At 42.1% G+C, this 21,074-nt stretch carries 21 protein-coding genes and 3 tRNA genes; 12 read left to right on the top strand and 12 right to left on the bottom strand.

The features are described from left to right. Positions 1-4 precede the first annotated feature (4 nt). The 5 genes from ACGF5R_RS17965 to ACGF5R_RS17945 form a co-directional block, all read right to left on the bottom strand. Positions 5-3,163, bottom strand: coding sequence for a phage tail tape measure protein (locus ACGF5R_RS17965; protein ID WP_112876968.1), 3,159 nt, complete (start codon positions 3,161-3,163; stop codon positions 5-7). Further along, entirely contained in the window at positions 3,160-3,225 is a 66-nt protein-coding gene (locus ACGF5R_RS17960; protein WP_315903414.1) for a GpE family phage tail protein, read from the bottom strand. The genes ACGF5R_RS17965 and ACGF5R_RS17960 overlap by 4 nt, the downstream gene beginning before the upstream one ends. Before the next feature lie 83 nt (positions 3,226-3,308). Beyond that, positions 3,309-3,614 (bottom strand): phage tail assembly protein, encoded by a 306-nt coding sequence (locus ACGF5R_RS17955; RefSeq protein WP_112876969.1) that lies wholly within the window; start codon positions 3,612-3,614, stop codon positions 3,309-3,311. Positions 3,615-3,679: 65 nt separating this feature from the next. Then, positions 3,680-4,192 (bottom strand): phage major tail tube protein, encoded by a 513-nt coding sequence (locus tag ACGF5R_RS17950; RefSeq protein WP_049585618.1) that lies wholly within the window; start codon positions 4,190-4,192, stop codon positions 3,680-3,682. Positions 4,193-4,204: 12 nt separating this feature from the next. Then, the gene (locus tag ACGF5R_RS17945) at positions 4,205-5,383 is read right to left on the bottom strand and encodes a phage tail sheath subtilisin-like domain-containing protein (RefSeq protein ID WP_370446046.1); all 1,179 of its coding nucleotides are present in this window, start codon (positions 5,381-5,383) and stop codon (positions 4,205-4,207) included. 159 nt (positions 5,384-5,542) lie between these two features. Between ACGF5R_RS17945 and ACGF5R_RS17940 the strand changes: the two genes are divergently transcribed. Next, entirely contained in the window at positions 5,543-6,700 is a 1,158-nt protein-coding gene (locus ACGF5R_RS17940; RefSeq protein WP_112876971.1) for a phage late control D family protein, read from the top strand. Between the two features lie 46 nt (positions 6,701-6,746). After that, a complete protein-coding gene (locus tag ACGF5R_RS17935) occupies positions 6,747-6,998 on the top strand; it encodes an ogr/Delta-like zinc finger family protein (RefSeq protein WP_112876972.1) in 252 nt (83 codons plus the stop codon). A 51-nt stretch (positions 6,999-7,049) separates the two neighbouring features. On the opposite strand, the gene ACGF5R_RS17930 is transcribed toward ACGF5R_RS17935, so the two are convergent. From ACGF5R_RS17930 to uvrY, 7 genes are all read right to left on the bottom strand, one after another. Next, complete coding sequence (locus ACGF5R_RS17930) at positions 7,050-7,799, bottom strand: hypothetical protein (protein ID WP_112876973.1); 750 nt, start codon at positions 7,797-7,799, stop codon at positions 7,050-7,052. A gap of 343 nt (positions 7,800-8,142) precedes the next feature. Then, positions 8,143-8,229 (bottom strand) — tRNA-Leu (locus ACGF5R_RS17925). Between the two features lie 6 nt (positions 8,230-8,235). Further along, positions 8,236-8,309, bottom strand: a tRNA-Cys gene (locus tag ACGF5R_RS17920). 90 nt (positions 8,310-8,399) lie between these two features. Beyond that, positions 8,400-8,475: transfer RNA gene (locus tag ACGF5R_RS17915), tRNA-Gly, on the bottom strand. 144 nt (positions 8,476-8,619) lie between these two features. Beyond that, entirely contained in the window at positions 8,620-9,168 is a 549-nt protein-coding gene (gene pgsA, locus ACGF5R_RS17910) for a CDP-diacylglycerol--glycerol-3-phosphate 3-phosphatidyltransferase (protein WP_112876974.1), read from the bottom strand. A gap of 57 nt (positions 9,169-9,225) precedes the next feature. Beyond that, complete coding sequence (uvrC, locus tag ACGF5R_RS17905) at positions 9,226-11,058, bottom strand: excinuclease ABC subunit UvrC (RefSeq protein WP_387692046.1); 1,833 nt, start codon at positions 11,056-11,058, stop codon at positions 9,226-9,228. After that, entirely contained in the window at positions 11,042-11,707 is a 666-nt protein-coding gene (gene uvrY / locus ACGF5R_RS17900; protein ID WP_387692044.1) for a UvrY/SirA/GacA family response regulator transcription factor, read from the bottom strand. The genes uvrC and uvrY overlap by 17 nt, the downstream gene beginning before the upstream one ends. Positions 11,708-12,266: 559 nt before the next feature. Here uvrY and ACGF5R_RS17895 point away from each other — a divergent pair. The 10 genes from ACGF5R_RS17895 to phoH all read left to right on the top strand — a co-directional run bounded on the left by ACGF5R_RS17895 (position 12,267) and on the right by phoH (position 20,820). Next, positions 12,267-12,491 carry a DUF2594 family protein gene (locus ACGF5R_RS17895; protein WP_112876976.1) on the top strand — a complete coding sequence of 75 codons (225 nt, stop codon included), beginning with the start codon at positions 12,267-12,269 and terminating at the stop codon, positions 12,489-12,491. 236 nt (positions 12,492-12,727) lie between these two features. Continuing rightward, positions 12,728-13,156, top strand: coding sequence for a universal stress protein (locus ACGF5R_RS17890; RefSeq protein WP_112876977.1), 429 nt, complete (start codon positions 12,728-12,730; stop codon positions 13,154-13,156). Between the two features lie 163 nt (positions 13,157-13,319). Beyond that, positions 13,320-13,658: a hypothetical protein gene (locus ACGF5R_RS17885; RefSeq protein ID WP_112876978.1), complete on the top strand. Its 339-nt coding sequence runs from the start codon at positions 13,320-13,322 to the stop codon at positions 13,656-13,658. Between the two features lie 184 nt (positions 13,659-13,842). Continuing rightward, on the top strand, positions 13,843-14,187 hold the full coding sequence (locus ACGF5R_RS17880; RefSeq protein ID WP_387692042.1) for a universal stress protein: 345 nt from the start codon (positions 13,843-13,845) through the stop codon (positions 14,185-14,187). A 325-nt stretch (positions 14,188-14,512) separates the two neighbouring features. After that, positions 14,513-15,208 (top strand): aquaporin Z, encoded by a 696-nt coding sequence (aqpZ, locus tag ACGF5R_RS17875; protein WP_112876979.1) that lies wholly within the window; start codon positions 14,513-14,515, stop codon positions 15,206-15,208. Between the two features lie 320 nt (positions 15,209-15,528). Then, the gene (locus ACGF5R_RS17870; protein ID WP_262981422.1) at positions 15,529-16,299 is read left to right on the top strand and encodes a phage tail protein; all 771 of its coding nucleotides are present in this window, start codon (positions 15,529-15,531) and stop codon (positions 16,297-16,299) included. 21 nt (positions 16,300-16,320) lie between these two features. Further along, on the top strand, positions 16,321-16,947 hold the full coding sequence (locus ACGF5R_RS17865; protein WP_112876981.1) for a tail fiber assembly protein: 627 nt from the start codon (positions 16,321-16,323) through the stop codon (positions 16,945-16,947). A 414-nt stretch (positions 16,948-17,361) separates the two neighbouring features. Further along, positions 17,362-18,420: a tail fiber protein gene (locus ACGF5R_RS17860; RefSeq protein ID WP_387692039.1), complete on the top strand. Its 1,059-nt coding sequence runs from the start codon at positions 17,362-17,364 to the stop codon at positions 18,418-18,420. Positions 18,421-18,547: 127 nt separating this feature from the next. Beyond that, positions 18,548-19,531, top strand: a complete 984-nt coding sequence (locus tag ACGF5R_RS17855; protein WP_387692057.1) for an endonuclease — start codon at positions 18,548-18,550, stop codon at positions 19,529-19,531. A 497-nt stretch (positions 19,532-20,028) separates the two neighbouring features. Then, positions 20,029-20,820, top strand: coding sequence for a phosphate starvation-inducible protein PhoH (phoH, locus tag ACGF5R_RS17850; protein ID WP_262981424.1), 792 nt, complete (start codon positions 20,029-20,031; stop codon positions 20,818-20,820). Positions 20,821-21,074 lie beyond the last annotated feature (254 nt).

Raw genomic sequence — 21,074 nt, 5'->3', positions numbered from 1 at the left:
AAAATCAATCTCCATCAGTTAAACGAGAACGGCGACGCGTATTATTTTCTCGCATCAGTTCACGTATTTTTTCTTTCACTAAGTCACCCAGGGCTTTGCTGTCACGCATATCAACGCCGTAAAAATTCAGCTCGAAAGTGTAGTTGTCACTCGCTCTTTGCCGCTCATTTCTATTTCCGTTCAGATCAATCGGTACCGGAATGCCAGCGAACGCCGGTTGTGGTTCTGGCAGCACCGCATTTGCAAGCCCCATCGCAGAATCTTTTAGTCGAGATAACAATGAGGCACGCGGTACATTCAATTGGGGCTCACGATACGCGCCATCTATTGCAGTCACGGCGGGATAATTCTTAAAGACAATTTCACCCAGTTTATTCGCGTCAGCGAGTGATGCAGTATTTTGTAATGATGTATTTGTGGTTCCCCCGCCTGTCTGATTCTTATTGTTCTTTTTATCTCCTTTAGGGGTGTAAACCTCGGTACCGAATGCCGGTATATTGGTTTTTTTATCATTACCAGCTACTTCATCAGCTTTTTTGCCTGCTTGTTTGATTGGTTCTTCGGCGCCGGGTTTCCATTCTTCCTTGACCATTTTTTTTAATTTATCATCCCATCGCCACGCAACCCCATCACCGACTTCGGCAGGTTTGATAGGCTCACCAGCCTTATTCATGACCTGAGCAGCTTCAGCGGCGGCTTTTGTGGCATCGGGAATCGCGCCAAGTTTTTCAAGCAGCCAGCTAACGCCCTCGGCTACTTTCAAAATGACGGATACTACAGCACCGATTGCTTTTCCGACAATTTCCCCAAATGTTTTTCCGGCTTCTGTACACGCTTTCAAATCTTCTGATGTGGTATTGACGGGTTCAAATAGTTTTGTGAACCAGTCCCACACTTTTTTAACTGCATTCGCAATACCATCAAAAATAGGCGCAAATGGCGCAAACGCAGCGTTAAATGCCTGTTTAATCGGCGCCAGCCCTTCAATCAAGCCGGAAAAAAAACCACTAAAAAACGCTTTAATGGGTTCCCAGTATTTCCAAATCAATATCGCGGCACCGACAATAGCAACAATAAGTAGACCAAGCGGACTCAGTAACAGCGAAAACCCGCTCATCAATGCTCTAAGCGCGATTGTTCCGCCACTCCGCAATGCACCAAACCCCGAAGAAACTAAGCTCTTTAACCCGTTGAACAGCATAGACATAGTCGCCATTGGCTGTGTAAAAGCCATCGCGATCCCGCGTCCCGCTGCCGATGCTCCACTCCCTAACGCTTTAAATCCATTGGCTCCGCTTGTTACAAGCTGGCCGCCAAAACGGCGCAATGCCGCGCTGCTATTTTGGAAAATCGGCCCCCATCCCTTAATACTTCTGCTAACGCCACCTAGTGAAGGCAGCAACCCTTTTAAGCCCCCCGTTAATCTACCAACGGACGGAATTAATTTGCCGATCCCGCCGCCGCCCGTCAGCATAAATATACTGAGTTTCATCGCAGCAAGAGGCACAATGACCGCAGCAGCAGCCAGCGCCAGTGCACCCAGTGCGCCGACTAGCGTCACGATAACCAGCGTGCCAACCATGATTGCATAGGTTAATTTGGGATTGGCTTTCATCCAGTCGCCGACGCGAGCAATAATCTTTGTTAGCCCTTGTGTCAGTTTTCGGAACGGAGAGTCAACACTCTCCTCCATTTGTATCCCCAAATCTTCCCACGCTGATTTGAGTTGTTTAAGGTCGCCTTTCAGGTTATCGATTTTGACTTTTGCAACTTTTTCGGCTTCACCTTTTGAATTTTCATTAGCCTTTTTCTGTTCGTCATATTTACCGTTTGCGGCACCTTCTAGCACGGCCCCCATTCCGACCATCGCTTCTTCACCGAAGATGTCTTTTTTGATGCGTATTTGGCTGGGTTGATCATATTTGCGGAGTTTTTGATCCAGTTCTTTTAGAATATCGCCCATATCCCGCAATTTACCGTTGGCCCCGCTGACTTTAATACCCAGAGCCTTCATGGCATCCGCGCCCGCGCCGACAGGCGCGACAAGGCGGGATAACCCCCCCCTCAAAGCCGTACCCGCCATGCTGCCGCGCATGCCATTCGCGGCCATCATTGCGGCCATTGATGCCATGCTTTCTAAGCTAATGCCCAGGTTGGCAGCAATTGGCCCGGCATAAGTCATGGTTTCGCCAAGTTGCCGTAAATCAGTATTGCTTCGAGTAAATGTCGCAGTCAGAACGTCAGACACCCGGTCCATCTGATCAGCATTGAGTTTGAACTGGGTCAGCACGTTTGAGCCAATGTCAGCAGCTTCCCCCAGGTCCACGTCATCAGCTAATGCCATATTAAGCACGCCGGGTAACGCCGCTTTGATAGATTCAGGGGTAAGGTTCGCCATAGCCAAAAATTTCTGACCTGCCGCCGCATCAGTCGCGGTAAATGCCGTACTGGCCCCTAATGCTCTGGCTTGTTCTCTGAGTATCTTAAGGCGAGGATCATTTTTATCGAGACGGGTTAGTGCCTGAACGCCAGACATGCCCTCATCGAAATCTAGACCGGGTGCCATGATGCGAGATGAAGCATACAGAAAGCCCGCGCTACCCGCCGTCGCAGCAGCCCCTGCGGTGGCAAGCTTCCCGCGCATTTCCTTGGCTTTGCTATAGCTATTCTGGGCACGCGTGACCGCATTTAATCGCCGTTGCTGCTCGGCTAATTGCTGATTGTAAATTTCAGTGCGACGGGTTATTTGAGCAGTGGCATTATCGCTTTGACGAACAGAAACGCCGTGTCGGTACATCTGAGCGCCAACCGCTTGTAATTTCTGTTTTTCTTTATCCAGTGTGCGGCCATAGCGATCCCGTTCCTGTCTGGCTGCAAGCAGGATTTTGCGCTGTTCTTCGGTTTGTTCCCTGAACCGCGGAAATTGCGCCGCTAACTCTTTGGCTTTAGCTTTGGCTTTGTCGTAAGTCTCCGCGTTTTTTTTAATAGAATCGCTTAAGCGGTCAAACGTTTTTGTCTGACTTGCCAGGCTCTTAATGTCGCTTGACGTTGATTTGATTTGAGAAGCCAGCCCCGCCGCTGCACGACTGGCAGCACTAACGGGACCGGATAACTTATTAGCGGCGCTCAGTGATACACGGATGTTAAGATTACGATCTGTCATGAATCACTTCCATTGCGTGCGGCTGCGCGTTCATGCCATTTTAATAATTCGAGCACGGTCATTGCGTCATACTCAGACGGGGCCCAGTGAAAAACCGTCGCGATATCCGCGATAATTTCGTCTGTTTCCACAAACGGGCACGGAATTATTTTTCGTCCTGTGTTTTGATCGTATCGGCTTCCGAGCTCGGTGCTAAAAAATCAGCAACACCGCTTGCCAGTGCTGTGAAATCCTGAATCCCCATGCTGTTAATCTCTGCTTCTGTCAAACGCGGCTGTGTCACACGCGGCAATAGCGTGATGAGAGAGTTCACATCACTTGTCATGACGTCATACAGTTTTAACCCACGTAAGGCGCCCACTTGCTTCATCGTGTCAGTGATCGTGACCTGTGTAATGGTTTCCCCGTTGTGGCGCTCTAAAGGTTCTGAGAGGGTAATTGTTTTTGACATGGTTAAATCTCCTGCAATTGGCCAATTGGCGTAATTACGGCCATTAAATTAAGTAGATAATTAGATTAGTGGCCGATATTGGCCCGGTGCTGCTCAAGTAAATCTTTGCCGTCGACTTTCCAGACCAAATTCAACATATCGACTTCGAACACTTCACTATTATCAATCGTGACTTTGCAATACGTGTTTTTCAGCGTGTATTTATGTTGAGTGTTGTCACCCGCTTTTGCCGAACCCCAGTCAAGTTCCGTGAAACGTCCTCGCGTCTGAATTTCACACGCGATAGTCTGCCCGGTTGCATCGTCATAGTAAGAACCAGCAAAGCGCAATTGCAGACTGTCAAGCGTACCGCCCCATGTTTTCAGCAATGAAGCTTCAATACCGCCCATTGTGACATCCATATCCAACGCGCCCCCGTCCATTCCGACGAGTACCGCGACTGATCCCGGCATGCCGGCGCCCTGATAATCTTCGGTTTTCAATGACAGCTTAGGCGTAGTGACTTCTTCAACCTGGCCTAAATATGTTTGACCGTTGATATACGTATCAAACATGAACAACTTTTTTGGCATACCCATTGTGTGTTTCCTCTAGCCTAACTGATTAAAAACGGCGAAATATTCATCAGTGAACGTCTGAGTGAGTTGTAGATTTTCCAGCGGCGGTACCGGCGTATATTTGTAGCGAATATGCGCTTTACCATCCCGCAAGTTTTCTTTCGGATTGTCTGCCGGGTCATACCAACATTCGAAGCCCAACAATTTCCCTTCTGTGACCAGTTGTACTCCTTTTCTATTAATGCCATCGATCACATCTTTGATGAGAGAAGGGGTTAGCGTTTTATCAATATAAGAGAAATGCGCTTCGGCAATCATATCTGCCAAGATCTGAGCGGTACGGGTATAGACTTCAAAGAAGTAAGTTTCACTGTCGCAAGTACGATTGCCCCAGAAACGGAAACCATCTCTTTTAATCAGTGTAGTTACGCCTTTGCTGTTGAGATCGTTAGCGTCAGTGTCGGTACTTTGCAGCGTCCACCAAATATCAGCAGAAATGCCAAGCACGCCGTTAACGGGAACGTTAGATAACGACTTATGCCAGCCTTGATCAGCGTCAATACGAGCACGTAGCCCCAGGGCGAACGCCGTAGCGGGAATCGTTTCATTTTTCCCTGACTGACTGTTGTAAGTAATGAAATCGGGGTAAATCACCATCAGCTCACGCTGATTGAAGTTTTCACGATATTTCTTCACATCAGCCAGCGTTTTATTGCCATTCGCGCCGATGTAAGCGAATGCACGCAGCTTCTCCGCAAATATCGCTATCTGAGCCGCGACGGCCTGCGTATCAAGTCCGGGGGCCGCTAGAATCCGTGGATGTTCTCCAACATTGGATTCAGCTGTTAATAGGGCGTATAAGCCGGTATAGCGCCCATCGGTACCAACACCGCCGATAACAAGCTGATCTTGTGTTTTTGTATCTTCACCCGACTTTTGTTTCGCTGCGTCAGCAACACGGATAACAATCACTTTTGGGCTGCACTGATCAGAAATGGCTTTCAGTGTTGTGTATAGCGTCCCTGTTTTCCCGGCTTTACCAATCACACTGTTAATACGCGTTACCAGCGTTGGCATGTCCAGCGGAAACAGTTCTGGATCAGCATCATCAGCGGTACAAACAACGCCAATAATTGACGTATCAATGTCCCGGATTAGCGTACTGAGTTTTGTTGTCTCCGTAACAGAGACCCCATGATGAAAAGCGGCCATGATTTTTACTCTCATGATTGAACATGTTGCTATAGTGATAGCTCAGCAACAAGAAATCATGTTGTGCCGCGTGTCGTGGTACCGCGACAACACTCGCTAATTGTCTACACGCGCACGCGCGGCAATGATGGACTGAAATAAATCGGTACTGGGTGGGTGATGAGTTTTCTTGATAATTTAATGGCGAGTGAATACGTCAAGCAGCCTGCTTTTGATCTAATGATTGGCGGTCAGCAAATCACAACACTGAATGACCGGCTGATTTCACTATCACTAACGGATAATCGGGGGTTTGAAGCAGATACGCTTGAGTTGGTCATTGACGACTCAGACGGTAAAGTTGCATTACCGCCACGCGGCGTCGAGATTTCTGTTGCAATTGGCTGGCAGGGAGAACCCCTTATTCACAAAGGTTTTTTTACAGTTGATGAAATTAGTCACAGCGGTCCCCCGGACCAATTAACTGTGACCGCCAGGTCTGCAGACTTTAGACAAGAATTCAATGTCAAACGAGAGTACAGCTGGCACGATATCACGGTTGCAAAAGTCGTCAGTGCGATTGCTGGCAGATACAATTTAAAGCCCGGCGTCAGTCGTCAATTGATGAATATTGAGATTGACCACGCCGACCAAACCAATGAGTCTGACATTAGTTTTTTGGGCCGGATGGCTGAAATGCTCGGCGCAATTGCGACAATCAAAAACGGTATGTTGCTGTTCATTGTACCCGGCCAGGGCGTTTCACGCAGCGGTAAGCCCTTGCCGGTTGTTACTCTCAAACGTGAATCTGGGGATAAGCATAATTTTAGCCTGGCTGATAGAGATGCTTACACCGGCGTTAAGGCTTATTGGTTGGATTTAAACTTTGGTAAAAAACCCGCAACAACAATGAAGCGTAAAAGTCAGCCTGACCAATCCACAAAAACAAAAACCAAGGCAACAGCATCAAATAAATCAAGCAAAAAAGAGGGCGATTATTTAGAAGGTGCAGAGGGAAATGTGTATGTGATGCGTCAGACATTCAAGACAGAACGTATAGCCCGCCGTGCTGCCGCGGCGAAATGGGCCACTTTGCAACGAGGAGCCGCCGAATTTAGTATCACACTGGCAAGGGGCCGCCCAGATCTCTATCCGGATCTCTATGCGCAAGTGATTGGTTTTAAGACAGTGATTGACTCCTCTGAGTGGGTAATAACAAGAGTGGGGCACAACATCGGTGACAGTGGTTATACAACTTCACTGGAACTTGAATTAAAAATTAAGAATACAGAAATGAGCGTGGCTGACGAAAATAGCAAAAATAGTCACAAGTCGTGATATGCTTATATTAAGCAAACCCCTTTTAGATTAGAGGGCTAATATCATGGCGTTTATATGTCCCCGCTGCAATGCTGTAGCAAAGACCCGCACAAGTGAAATGATGAGTGAAGAAACTCGTCGCAGCTATCATCAATGCCAAAATCTGCTATGCGGCTGTACATTTACAACCATTACAACCGTTGAACGCTATCTCTGTACACCCAATCAACATGAATTACCGCCAGAATTCAAATTACCAAAAATGGCATTCCCGGCAAGTCACTACGGTGATGAGCAAATAGGTTTTGGTTTTTAGCTCTACTGTAAGCAAGAAAATAAACCCCGAAAATCGGGGTTTTGGCGGCTATCACTTAGATATTATATTTATTATTTGGCCTGTCTTAATATCTACATTTGCTGAGATGGTTTGTTTTACGATCCCACCATAGGCATTACTACCTTTAAAAGTCGTTTCTATTACTGCATGAGGATTTTTATCTAATATCAAGCGATAGGTTGTTTCTACGTGCTTATATGTGGATTCATCATGCATATTTTCTTTAATAATTTTTTCGAGTGGGCGATATGAGCCATCCCATCCGCTAAATTTAGACATAAATTCATCAAAGTTAATGCGATTTGTAAGTGATTTGGGATCTTGAGTATAGTCGGCATAACACCATCCAAGTACATCTCCCAGTTTAAGATCACCTGATTTCGTATACGATATCTGGCTTAAGCAACTGTAGAAATCATCTGTTTCGGTTTCAGGGATATCTTTGTATGACACATAGTTTTCAACAATTTCTTTTCTTTCGTATTGAGGTTCGTTTCTATACTCTTTGAGTGTTTTTGAGGCATATTTGAATTTTTTGTCACTATGTTTTTCTTTTCTTTCTTCCTGGGGTTCCTGATTGGTTTTTTCTGTTGACTTTAATGTGGTTGAATTATGAGTTGGGTAGAGTTGAGAACCTATAGTGATTGATGCAAAAAACGCGAGTAAGTAGATAAATGAAGATTTTTTTCTATTCGGCATTAAAACTAGACTTGGCTTTATAAGTCCAACAACAAAGGCAATGAATGTAATCACCGCTACGGTTGCAAATATGTTTTCCATGAGACCCTCTTTGGCACAAATGAGATTAATTCATATTATAGAACCTACTGTAATTCGATTGCACCATCAAGGTAAAATAAAGCCCCGATTACCAAGGCTAATCATGGCGTTTATATGTCCCCGCCACAATGCTGTAGCAAAAACCCGCAAAATTTATTTTTTTACCCATTATGTTGGCTTGATTTTTGGCGCAAAAGTGGTACTGGTTATATAACCAGTGCCGCCAATCTGTCGCCATTCTGCCGCCACTTTTCAATTTTCATCTCATCGCAGAAAGCAAAAAAGCCACCTTGCGGTGGCCTTTTCTTTTCCCTAACTCACTGTTTTACAGCAAGTTTTTATTTGGTGCCCAGGGCGGGACTTGAACCCGCACAGCCTTAAGGCCGAGGGATTTTAAATCCCTTGTGTCTACCGATTTCACCACCTGGGCTGATTTTGGAGGCGCGTCCCGGAGTCGAACCGAGGTTGACGGATTTGCAATCCGCTGCATGGCCACTCTGCCAACGCGCCTTTCTATATTCAATGAATAATTATTCAACGAATAATTCAGCTACTAAACCTTTATTCGCTAAGTTACTATCCAACTTCTGAACAGTAACTTGGAGCGGGAAACGAGACTCGAACTCGCGACCCCAACCTTGGCAAGGTTGTGCTCTACCAACTGAGCTATTCCCGCACTGCTTTGAACTGGCTGATTTACTTATTTGTTTTCGTAAATCTCATGTGCCGTTCGATGCGTTGCATTCTACTTACTTCACGTATCGAGTCAACACAATTATTGTTACGCTGTGTTTGTTCGATGGTTTTTACGTCATTTCGATCAAGCTTCACGCAAGTCAGACCAAGCCGCGTTGACATATTGAAACATTGACCAAAATGTCATCACCGTAGCAACATAAAGTAATATGAATCCGCCTAATTCGAATTCAAAATTAGGGCGCCATAATAAAGCAACTAACGCCGCCATCTGTGCTGTCGTTTTTACCTTACCCATCCAGGAAACGGCAACACTACTGCGTTTGCCTAATTCAGCCATCCATTCTCTGAGAGAAGAGATGATAATTTCACGCGCTATCATGGTTGCTGCGGGGAGGGTTATCCACCATGTATGATAGTGTTCGGAAACTAAGACTAGTGCGGCAGCAACCATGATTTTGTCCGCGACAGGATCAAGAAATGCGCCAAAGCGAGTTGTCTGTTTCCAAAGGCGGGCGAGGAAACCGTCAAACCAGTCTGTCGCCGCAGCGACAACAAAAATTATGGCACAAACCATCGGCGCCCATGTGAATGGCAAATAGAATGCCAGGACAAAAAATGGGATCAGGACGATACGAAATAGAGTGAGCCATGTTGGTATATTTAATTGCATAGTGCTTCTTAACTATCTGGCTATAGTGGAATTTATAAGTATGGTGCATCAATGTACTTAGTGTTTCAATGCATTATAAATTTTTTCTGCTAATGCATAGGAAATAGTCGGTACTTTTGCGATCTCTTCGACACTTGCATTACGTAAAGGCTGCAAACCTCCCATGTATTTCAGTAACATTTGTCGGCGTTTTGGCCCAACGCCTTCAATAGATTCCAGCGTACTGGTGTTTCTAACTTTAGATCTACGTTGACGGTGCCCGGTTATTGCATGATTATGTGATTCGTCACGAATATGCTGAATCACATGCAGGGCAGGAGAGTCCGGCGGTAATGCGATACCTTTATCCTCCGTCGCGAAAAATAGTGTTTCAAGCCCGGCTTTGCGATCACTGCCTTTGGCAATGCCTATTAATTGAGGTCGCGTTTTATCCCATTCAACATCAAGAGACTGAAAGACATCTATTGCTTGAGCTAATTGCCCTTTACCGCCATCGATGAAAATAATGTCCGGAATTTTTGACTCATCTAATGCTTTCCCGTATCGACGGCGTAGTACTTGATTCATGGCAGCGTAATCATCACCGGGAGTAATACCATTGATATTATAGCGCCGGTATTCAGAACGTAGTGGGCCATTGCTATCAAAGACGACACAGGATGCAACAGTTTGTTCCCCCATAGTGTGACTAATGTCAAAACATTCCATTCTCTGAATTTTTGCTAACTTAACTAATTTGGTGAGAGCGTCTAATCTTTGATGAATAGTTGATTGTTGTGATAAGCGGGTCGCTAGGGCGATTGTTGCATTTGTGCGGGCAAGTTTCAGATAACGGGCTTTATCTCCGCGGGGTCGGGTTTGAATATGAATTTTTCGCCCAGATATTTCAGATAAAGAATCAGACAAAATGTCTTTTTCTGGCAGAGTAAAATCCAGCAAAATTTCTGAGGGCAAAGTCCGATTTTGGCTGCCCTGTAAATAAAATTGACCAAGGAATGTTTGTACAATCTCATCAAGCTTTGTCCCAGTCGGGACTTTAGGATAGTAACTTCGGCTACCCAGTACTTTGCCCTGACGTATAAACAGTACATGCAGGCAAGCTATGCCCGCTTCAAAGGCAACACTGATAACATCAAGGTCATCGTCTGTTCCTGAAACAAATTGTCTTTCAGTAACCTGACGAACGGCCTGGATTTGATCTCGGTATCTTGCTGCATCTTCAAATTTCAGTTGCTGGCTGGCTTGTTCCATTCGGTCAATTAATCTGGTTAAAACTTGCTGATCTTTGCCTGAAAGGAACAGACGAATATAATCAACTTGCTGCTGATATTCTTCTTCACTTACCAGCCCTTTAACGCAAGGCCCAAGGCAGCGGCCAATTTGATATTGCAGGCATGGCCGCGAGCGATTGCGGTAGACGCTATCTTCACATTGTCGGATAGGAAAAAGTTTTTGCAGTAAAATTAATGATTCTCGTACCGCATGAGCGTTTGGAAATGGGCCGAAATATTCACCTTTGAAATGTTTAGCTCCCCGATGCATTGCCAGTCGTGGGTGTTTATCTGCGCTGAGAAAAATGTAAGGGTAGGATTTGTCATCTCGCAGTAAAACGTTATATCGGGGTTGATAGAGCTTAATGTAATTATGCTCCAGCAGCAGTGCTTCGGTTTCGGTATGCGTAACCGTAACATCTATTTGAACAATATTTTTAACCAGAGATTCGGTTTTACGACTGGCGATCTGTGCGCGAAAGTAGCTGGCAAGCCGTTTTTTTAAATCCTTGGCTTTACCGACATAAATAACCGTGCCTGAGGTGTCATACATACGATAAACGCCAGGCTGACTGGTTACTGTTTTTAAAAATGTTTTTGAATCAAATTGTTCCGTCACTATTTAATAGACTCTCTGTGTCGAATAGCCCATAACGTATTGCCATATGTGTTAATTCTACATCACCGCTGATATTTAGTTTACTAAACATTCGGTAGCGATAGCTATTAACGGTTTTTGGGCTGAGATTAAGTTGTTCAGAGATATTGCTCACCTTTTGTCCTTTCGTGATCATCAGCATAATCTGTAATTCACGATCAGACAGACAACTTAATGGATTGTCTTGCTGTGGGCTAATTTGGCTAAGGGCCATCTGTTGAGCGATATCGGGAGCGATATAGCGCTGGCCGGCATTAACTGCACGAATTGCATTAACCATGTCTTGAGAGGTAGAGGCTTTACTGAGATATCCTCTGGCGCCAGCCTGCATCACCTTCATTGGTAAAGGATTTTCAGTATAGACAGTCAACATGATGACACGGACATCGGGACAATAACGTAGGATTCTTTTTGTCGCCTCCAGGCCACCAATGCCTGGCATGTTCATATCCATTAACACGATATCTACTTTATTAGCTCGGCACCATTTTATCGCATCTTCACCACAATTAACTTCTCCTACTACGGTTATTCCTTTTACGTCATCAAGAATACGTTTTACACCAACTCTGATCAGCTCATGATCATCGACTAACAAAATATTTATCAAAAAAGTGTCTCCAACTGGCTCTATGCTCATACATGAGCTTCATTGATATACCTGTTATCTTTCAAATTGCCTCTTTGCTGGCTGCACTCACTCACCCCGGTCACATCGTTACCTATGCTCCCGGGGATTCGCTCCCTTGCCGTCGCGATGCATCTTGAAATCCATAGGGTATATTGCTTGTGTATTGAATTTGTTTCAGAAGAGTTAACTTCAATTGTCTGTTTTTTAACTTTTAGTAAAGATTATATAAAACAATAAAATAGATAAATTATCCTAAAAGTTCATCAAGAATGCGAATATTATACTTATCTCCTCCAAAGACAAAAGAGAATTATTTTATATGATAACAAGTGTCATTTATTTGAAATCAGAATGTCCTATATATTCTGATTATGATAAAATTAATAACTAAATAAATATTTATAAAACAAATGGGTTTAACAATAATTTAACGTTTTTTGGCGTAGATCTATTTGGAAAATGTATAAAAATAGGGGGTGAATTATGTGGTATAATTATTATTTTCATAACGCAATTAATACGTAAACAGGTAACGACTATGAATAAAATCGATTTAATTCCTTCATCTGATACTGAAACCTTAGCAACAGAGGTGACATGTTTGAAAGTTCTGTTGGCTTCTATTCTTAAAACTATGGGGCAAGCTCATGCAGGGAAAGTTGTACTGAATTTGGAACATGTTATTGCAGAAATGGGCAATGAAAAACAGGCTAAGATATTTGAAAATACCGTTCAGCAAATAAAAGCATTATATCGGCAGTGAGGTAGGGTCTCAGGGGTTAATGTTATTGCCCCTGTACATATCCCACTTTTGCTACGTATTTAACGATCATAACTATATGAAACTAAAGGTGTAAGGTAAATAAATTAAAAACGATATTAATTATCTGGTTATAGAGAAAGGTGTGGGAAGAGGAAAATAGCTCATAGTAATTAACAGGATATAGCGTATACTAAATGTAGTAGTCTGGTTTGGTATGTAAATATAGGAGCGTGCGTATGTACAAAACTATTTTAGTACCGGTAGATATTTCAGAAGATGAACTAACGAGTAAAGCGGTTAAGCATGCACTGTCTTTAGCAAAAGAAACAGGTGCGAAGCTCCATATTCTTCATGTACTGCCAATTTCATCCGCGATTGTTAACGCATATTCGTTGGGATATGATGAAATTAAGGATAAAGCGACAATTAAAGCCGAAGATGATTTGAAAACGCTGCTTGATACCATCGATTTTCCTGCTAACAGGTTATCCTATTCCATTGCATTTGGGTCGCCAAGAGATGAAATAACAGCAGCAGCGACAGAAATTAATGCTGATCTTATCGTTATTGGCTCTAGAAGGCCCAATATTACAACGCACTTATTAGGATCTAATGCATCAGGTGTTGTCAAATATTCGACAACATCTGTTTTGGTTATCAGGTAAGGTGATTAAAACGTAATGAGAGAGATTGATTAGCCATCTTCGGATGGCTTGCTATATATGTCTTAGCTAACGCTGTGTTGCTATATTTTTATTAAATTTTCTCTGATTTCATTTTCATTGAGATTGCATAAGGTTTCGTAGAATTGTTGAGGATGCAATAATTGTGGAAAAATTTACTGATAAACTGATTCGTTTGGACCATTTTTTATGGCGGGTGGTGCGTTTTTACCTTATTGCTGCAACCTTTTTCTTTATTGGAATAATTCCGGGTGTCCTGGGGTTTTACCTGATAGAGGGGCATACATTTTGTGAATCTTTGCTTAACGCTTTATCTATGCTGGGATCGCAGGGTTTAGATCCCGTCCCTGTTAGTTTACCCGGTAAATATTTTATTGCCATATATGGGGTATTTTTGGAAAGTGTGTTCTTTATTACTTTGGGGCTTGTTGTAACACCTTTCATTCATCGAATATTACATAAGTGGCATCTTGATTCTGAGTGATTGAAAATAGAGCTATACGGTAATTTATTTGATTTAGTTAAACAACTCACAACAAATAATGTAATAGTTTATACCCTATGGATTTCAAGTTGCATCGCGACGGCAAGGGAATGAATCCCCGGGAGCATAGATAACTATGTGACCGGGGTGAGTGAGTGCAGCCGACAAAGAGGCAGCTTGAAAGATGACGGGTATACATCTTTTCCATGCCGTTCCTGACATATCAAGGTTTTCAATTAGTTATAGTTACCATTATGACTTGCTCAACTCTTTTGCCAAGAAATCTATTGCAAGATCAGAAGAGGAATTGGCAAAAGTGGCTGAGAAAATAGACTTGCCAAAAGAGCGAGTCTCTTTCTCCGTAGCCTTTGGATCACCGAGGGATAAAGTATTATCGACAGCAGATGAAATTAAAGCAGATTTAATTGTTATTGGTTCCCGGCGGCCTAATATTTCCACCCATTTATTAGGTTCAAACGCTTCAGGGATTGTCGGATATGCAAATATTTCAGTTTTAGTAGTCAGATGAATGACCTATACCCTATGGATTTCAAGATGCATTGAGACGGCAAGGGAGTGAATCCTCGCCGTTTTTTACGGCGGGGAGCAGTCACAACAGAATATTGAACTTATTTTGGTGATAATTGATTTTAAGCTATCCATTTTTTACCAAAAAGTTGATCTGCACAGGATAGATGTTGCATAAAATCCCGGATTAAAGTGAATATCAGGCAAAGATGCCACAAGAATCAGCAACTTATACGGCTATAGTAAAAATAAGCATGATTTTAATTTATTGGCTATAGTTAATTTCAGCAAGGTGACTCGTTTTGATAACTGGATGAGGACAAAACATGTTAAGAAAATTGGCGGCTGAATTACTTGGAACTTTTGTTCTGGTTTTTGGGGGATGTGGTAGTGTTGTATTCGCTGCGGCATTTCCTGAATTAGGGATTGGCTTTGTCGGTGTATCTTTGGCATTTGGTTTAACAGTATTGACGATGATATATGCTGTTGGGCATATTTCTGGCGGGCACTTTAATCCCGCTGTAACAATTGGTCTTTGGGCTGGTGGTCGTTTCAAGGCAGTGGAGGTTATTCCTTATATTATTTCTCAAGTTATAGGTGGTATTCTTGCTGCCGCGGTATTATATGTTATTGCCAGTGGGCAGGCGGGTTTTGATGCGACCACGAGTGGTTTTGCAGCAAATGGTTTTGGTGAACATTCACCAGGTGGATTCTCGCTTCAATCGGCTATTGTGGCTGAAATTGTTTTAACGGCTATTTTCTTAATTGTTATTATTGGTGCGACAGATAGACGAGCACCTCCGGGCTTTGCGCCATTAGCAATAGGTTTGGCGTTGGTTTTAATTAATTTGATTAGCATTCCTATTACTAACACGTCAGTCAATCCGGCACGAAGCACGGCTGTTGCGATATTCCAGAATACCTGGGCTTTAGAGCAGTTATGGTTTTTCTGGGTGATGCCAATTATTGGTGGGATTGTTGGAGGGGGAATTTACAGGTTATTGTTTGCTGAAAAACAATGATTTTTACTGGTGAGTTACCTTGCTTAAGGCCACGCTGTAGTGTGGTCTTTTTACTTTTCAATGAAAGAACTTTTTGTCACTATTATTTTTTCATTTGTTTTAATAAAGGTAGGAAATATTATCATGAAGATTTATTGCAATGTATTGGGTGGTTTATTACCGTCAATTATACAAAAATAATTAACCCTATAAGTTATAAAATAAATTTCATTATTCCTTTCCTGAACTAGACTATAATTATCGCCAATTGAGAGAGGCTATCTGTACGACTATTTAATATATTGATTACTGAATGATATTATTGAATTTAAGAGGAGTATATGAGCCAAAGAAATGATTTTAAAGCCTTTTCTATTAGTGAGAATGCTAATATAGTGAGTCAAGAAAAATATGAAGAAAGCCAGAATTTAAAGACGGGGTTTCCACCTGAGAATGTTTCTACTCATGTATTAAATAAGGTATTACGCCAATCCTCAACAATATCATCTGTTGTGGCTAATTTTATTGCGACACAATCTGGTGAAGATGTACTGGATGATGGTGATATAGCTAAACTGACCGTGCTATTTAATAGCGCTTTAGATAAAGCTTTAGAGCAAAAAGCTTCAAATATTTCCGGCACCCCTGTTGGCTCTCCTATTCCGTGGCCGTTACCCCATCCACCTTCCGGTTATTTTACTTGTAATGGTTCCGTTTTTAGTAGATCACAGTATCCTAAATTAGCAGAAGCTTATCCTGACGGTAGATTACCTGATCTAAGAGGCGAGTTTATTCGTGGTTGGGATGATGGTCGTGGTGTTGATAGTGGCCGTGGAATCTTAACTCATCAAGGGGATGCGATTAGGAATATTACTGGTAGTGTAAGTGGACGAACTGTATCCACCTCATCCCGTATGTTTAGTTATGCTGGTGGTGCTTTTTATACTTCTGTAACTAACCCCGGAAGTCATTTTAATGCTGGTGCTACATATAATTCTGTAGCCCAGGATCGATTTAGTCTACTAGAAATTGATGCTTCTCGCATTGTACCTACTGCGAATGAAAATCGCCCCCGCAATATCGCATTTAACTATATCGTAAAAGCAGAATAATATCGTAAAGGTAGAATAATAATGACACAAGAAAATATTTTAGATACTGAAACCGCTGTATTAGGTGAAGACGGATTAGCAACTCAAGCTGGCTGGATAAAAGTTTATCATGCTAATCCCTATTCGAGAGAATTCTCTGGCTCTGATTTCGAATATGTTGCGGAAGGCGTCGGTTTGTCAGCGCATTCTTATTTAGATGCGCCAGATTTGCCAGGTTCTGATGATATGGCTGTGCGTCGCAGTGAGGATGGGAGTTATTGGGAAATTGTCCCTGACCACCGTGGAAAAATAGCTTACAACACGCAAGTGGGTGCGCAGGAAGAAGTGGCTGCGCTGGGTGAATTACCGGAAACATTAACATTCGAACAACCGTCCACCGATTTTGATCAATGGGATGGTGAAAAATGGGTAACGGACTTTGAAGCTCAAAAAATCAGTCAAGTTGAACAGGCAGAACAACAGCGTGCTATTTTTCGTCGGCAAGCTGATGAAGCCATCACGGTATTGCAGTATGCGGTTGAAACTGAAATGGCATCAGAAGCGGAAAAAACTTTATTGCTAGATTGGAAAAAGTATTTGGTATTACTGCGTCGGGTTGATGTTTCATCGGCACCAGATATTAATTGGCCTGAAAAGCCGAAAGAATAATACCATTAAAGTTTTATAATTCTTAAATATTAACGAAGCACTGGTTTTTAATCAGTGCTTTGATTGGAAAAAATTCGTATAAAAGTCCATATAAAAATGAACTCTGATTCGTAAAGTTGATTTGGTTATCGACTTTAAATTTATTTTTGCTAAAAGCGGAGGGCGGTCAGTAAGGATATTTTTATTGTTTTTCGGAATTAGACTATACCCTATGGATTTCAAGATGCATTGCGACGGCAAGGGAGCGAATCCCCGGGAGCATAGATAACTATGTGACCGGGGTGAGTGAGTGCAGCCAACAAAGAGGCAACTTGAAAGATAACGGGTATATAACTGATGTAAATTATGGGGAATTATTTCTAATAATTCGACTTATTGACTGTAAATGAACATTATTTAATTTGGGGAAGGTATATGAGTAAAAATGATTTTAAAGCTTTTGCTATTGATAGTAACGCTAATGTGCCCAGTCAGCAAGACTATGAAACAGATCTGAATTTGTCGCGTGGGTTTCCAGACAGGCAGTATATTGATAATTACATATTAAATAAGATATTTCGTCAAACATCAACAATAACATCGGTTATAGCTGATTTTATTGCGACACAAATCGGTGAGGATGTTTTAGATGATGGTAATGTCACTAAACTCACTGCACAGTTAAATAAAGCTTTAGAACAGAAAGCGATAACAGGAATTCCCAATGCTTCATTAACACAAAAAGGTATTGTGCAACTTACCGATGTGATGGGTGATAGTGATACATTGGCAGTGACGCAACAGTTGATTAAGGAAATAGTTAATTCATTACTTGGAAATATTAATACTAGAGTACCTGATAGCCGGAAAATAAACGGTAAGGCGTTGACTGGGGATATCAATCTGACTGCGGGGGATGTGGGTGCAGTATCAACTAATAATGCAATGCTTTCAATGGGTTTTGCTCGTTTGAATGGATTGGAAAATTTATACGATGGTTGTGCCGGATATGGGCCCAACGCGCCATTCGTCACTAAATATGGATTGCCACTTGGTGGGTATGGCGTTCAGTTAAGATTTAGTAATGTAAATGGCTTATCAAGTGAAGGCGTGTATGGTGTATGGAGCCATAGGCTGGTTTTCGAGCATGAAGGCAATACATATCGTACCGATAGCATAAATAGCGATAGCAACAGACAAGCTACCCGTAAGTTTTGGGACGATAAGAACGCTAAACCAGACACCAACGGATACCTCAAGAAAGCCTCTCCGATAATAGAAATCTACCCTGATGGCACATTCTTGACTAATGACGAATCCGAAGGTGCAGAAGTGATAAAACAGGGAACCGGCATATATCGTATATCAAATATCCTGGGCTATAACGCTGATGGTGGTTGGGGGGTGCATGGAGGTATTTCCGTTCCCCGCGACAACAATAATCTCGAACTGATTTTTGTTGATGATCACGTTCAACCTGACGGCTCTATTTAAAAGAGATGCTAAGAAGAAATGCAAAGAAACAATGTTTGTCTTATAGGTCGATTATGAGGCAACATAAAAGGTTAAAATCAGAATGATATTTTTATATAAGTAGGGGTTATCATTGAAACGTAAAGTTATTTTTTGGGCAATTCACATTGGGTGTTTCAGTTTAATTGCTCCTTTGCCTTCTTTTGCCGCACCGGCTGCCTTTGAACAAGCTAAAGTTGAATTACGTAAACGCATTTATCATGATCAATTTAAGTCAGAGACCGGGACACTTTATTGTGGTTGTCATTGGCAATGGACAGGTAAGAGCGGTGGACGCACAATCCTTTCTTCGTGTGGTTATCAAGTCAGGTCACAACAGAATCGTGCTGAACGAATTGAATGGGAACATATTGTTACTGCCTGGGTTTTTGGTCATCAGCGGCAATGTTGGCGAAATGGAGGGAGGAAGAATTGTGTCTCTTCCGATCCTGTTTTCAGGGCAATGGAATCTGATATGCATAATTTGGCCCCATCAATTGGTGAGGTTAATGGCGATCGTAGTAATTTCAGTTATGGAATGTTACCGAAAAGTATGCCGAATAATTATGGTCGTTGTACCAGTAAAGTCGATTTTAAATCTCGAACGTTCGAACCGAGAGATGAGGTAAAAGGGCAGGTCGCTCGGATTAATTTTTATATGCACGATCGTTACAATCTTTCCATGTCCCGCCAACAACAGCAATTATTTATCGCTTGGGATCGTCAATATCCACCGAGTAAATGGGAGCAGGAGAGAGATAATCGAATTGCCGGTATTATGGGGCATCACAATCCTTTTGTTACCGGTGAACAGAAATGGCAATTATGGCATAAAAACTCCGCCGCTGGCATTCCAAAAAGCGAGCAGAGAAAAGGGCAGAGAAATAGTCAAACAGATACCCAGAGACAACGGGTGTTATCTGATGCATCCTCTACAGGATTAATTAAAGGGAATAACAATAGCAAAATCTATCATTTTTCTCATTGTTCAGGTTATAAGATGATTCAGGAGAAGAACGCGGTCTATTTTAAAACAGAAACTGAAGCAAAAAATGCGGGTTTTCGATTGGCTGGAAACTGTAAGGGGATTTAACAAAACAGATAATTAACTATTTGCTCTGTTGTCATCAATAATAATATTGTTGCCATCCGTTGAAGAAGAGTGCTTGCAGATAGTGACTTCTTTGCCGGATGGTAACGGAATGTATCAATACCATAGTAGCTAAATCAATAATGGCTACTATGATGTTAAGTCATTAGTGGTGTTAAGTCATTAATGAATACTTATCATTGTAAATATTAAGTCATATTATTCAATGAATTAAATTTCTCGCAAAACTAAATAAAGGATACTGTCGATTATTTTTAATCAAGAGTTCTTGGTTTGTTTGCCATAACTTAGGAATTGTCATTATACTGTCATAATGATTCGTTAGTTTTCATTAGATAGAAATAATGGTGAGTAACATTAATGATTGATATTCCGATAATATGCGAACCTGTGGGAAGCTCAGAGTCATTAAATAACGTAGTTATTGTATCGGTGATATGACACCGGATGGGTGAAAACAACGATAAGGTGATACTGCTATGAGTAGACAGAAAGCAGTGATTAAATCACGTCGAGAGGCAAAACGGATGATGAAAAGGGATTTGCGTCATCATCAATGTTATCAGGATGATAATGTAACCTCTCTGGTGCAACTCGGTGGCGTAGAAGCCATTGGTATGGCACGTGATAACCGGGATACTTCGGAAATTTTGCCACGGACTGAAACGCAACGGCGTTATATGCGCGCAATAAACTATAAGAAACTGATTATTGCCAGTGGGGAGGCGGGCTGTGGTAAAACGTTTATCAGTGCGGCAATGGCCGCGGATGCATTGATTAATAAGGAAATTGATAGGATCATCGTTACCCGTCCTGTATTACAGGCAGATGAGGATCTCGGTTTTTTGCCCGGAGATATGGCTGAAAAATTTGCTCCTTATTTCCGGCCGGTTTATGACGTTTTATTAAAACGCATGGGTGCCTCATTTTTGCAATATTGCTTACGGCCTGAAATTGGCAAAGTAGAAATTGCGCCTTTTGCCTATATGCGAGGCAGAACATTTGAAAATGCATTTGTAATTCTGGATGAAGCTCAGAATGTAACGGTTAATCAGATGAAAATGTTTCTGACTCGGCTTGGAGAAAATGTTACTGTGATTGTCAATGGTGATATAAGTCAATGTGATTTGCCGATTGGCGTCGTATCAGGATTGCGTGATGCACTGGAAAGATTTTCAGATGATGAAATCGTCAGTGTTATCCATTTTAATCAAGAGGATTGTGTTCGTTCTCAACTGTGCCAGAAAACGTTGTTGGCTTATTGTAAATAACCGATGGAAATATGCCGTGGGGGCTTTTGCAAGAGCGCCTCACGGCGTGATCCTTAGCATATTCTCTGATTATTCGGTAGATTTTAGAGCTCTTATCCTCATTGTTTTATTCTGGATAAACTTATTTGTGATTAATTATTATATTGAAAGCGTATTTAATATAATGATATTTTATTATCTTTTTAAATCGATTTTATTTTTATATTGATTTTGAAAATTATAGATTAGGTAAAGTCTTGTCGAATAAATATCAA

The sequence above is a fragment of the Photorhabdus sp. RM71S genome (assembly GCF_042879355.1).
Lineage (GTDB): Bacteria > Pseudomonadota > Gammaproteobacteria > Enterobacterales > Enterobacteriaceae > Photorhabdus > Photorhabdus kayaii.
Note: the sequence above shows the minus strand (reverse complement) of the source record. Positions and strands in the feature narration are given on the sequence as shown.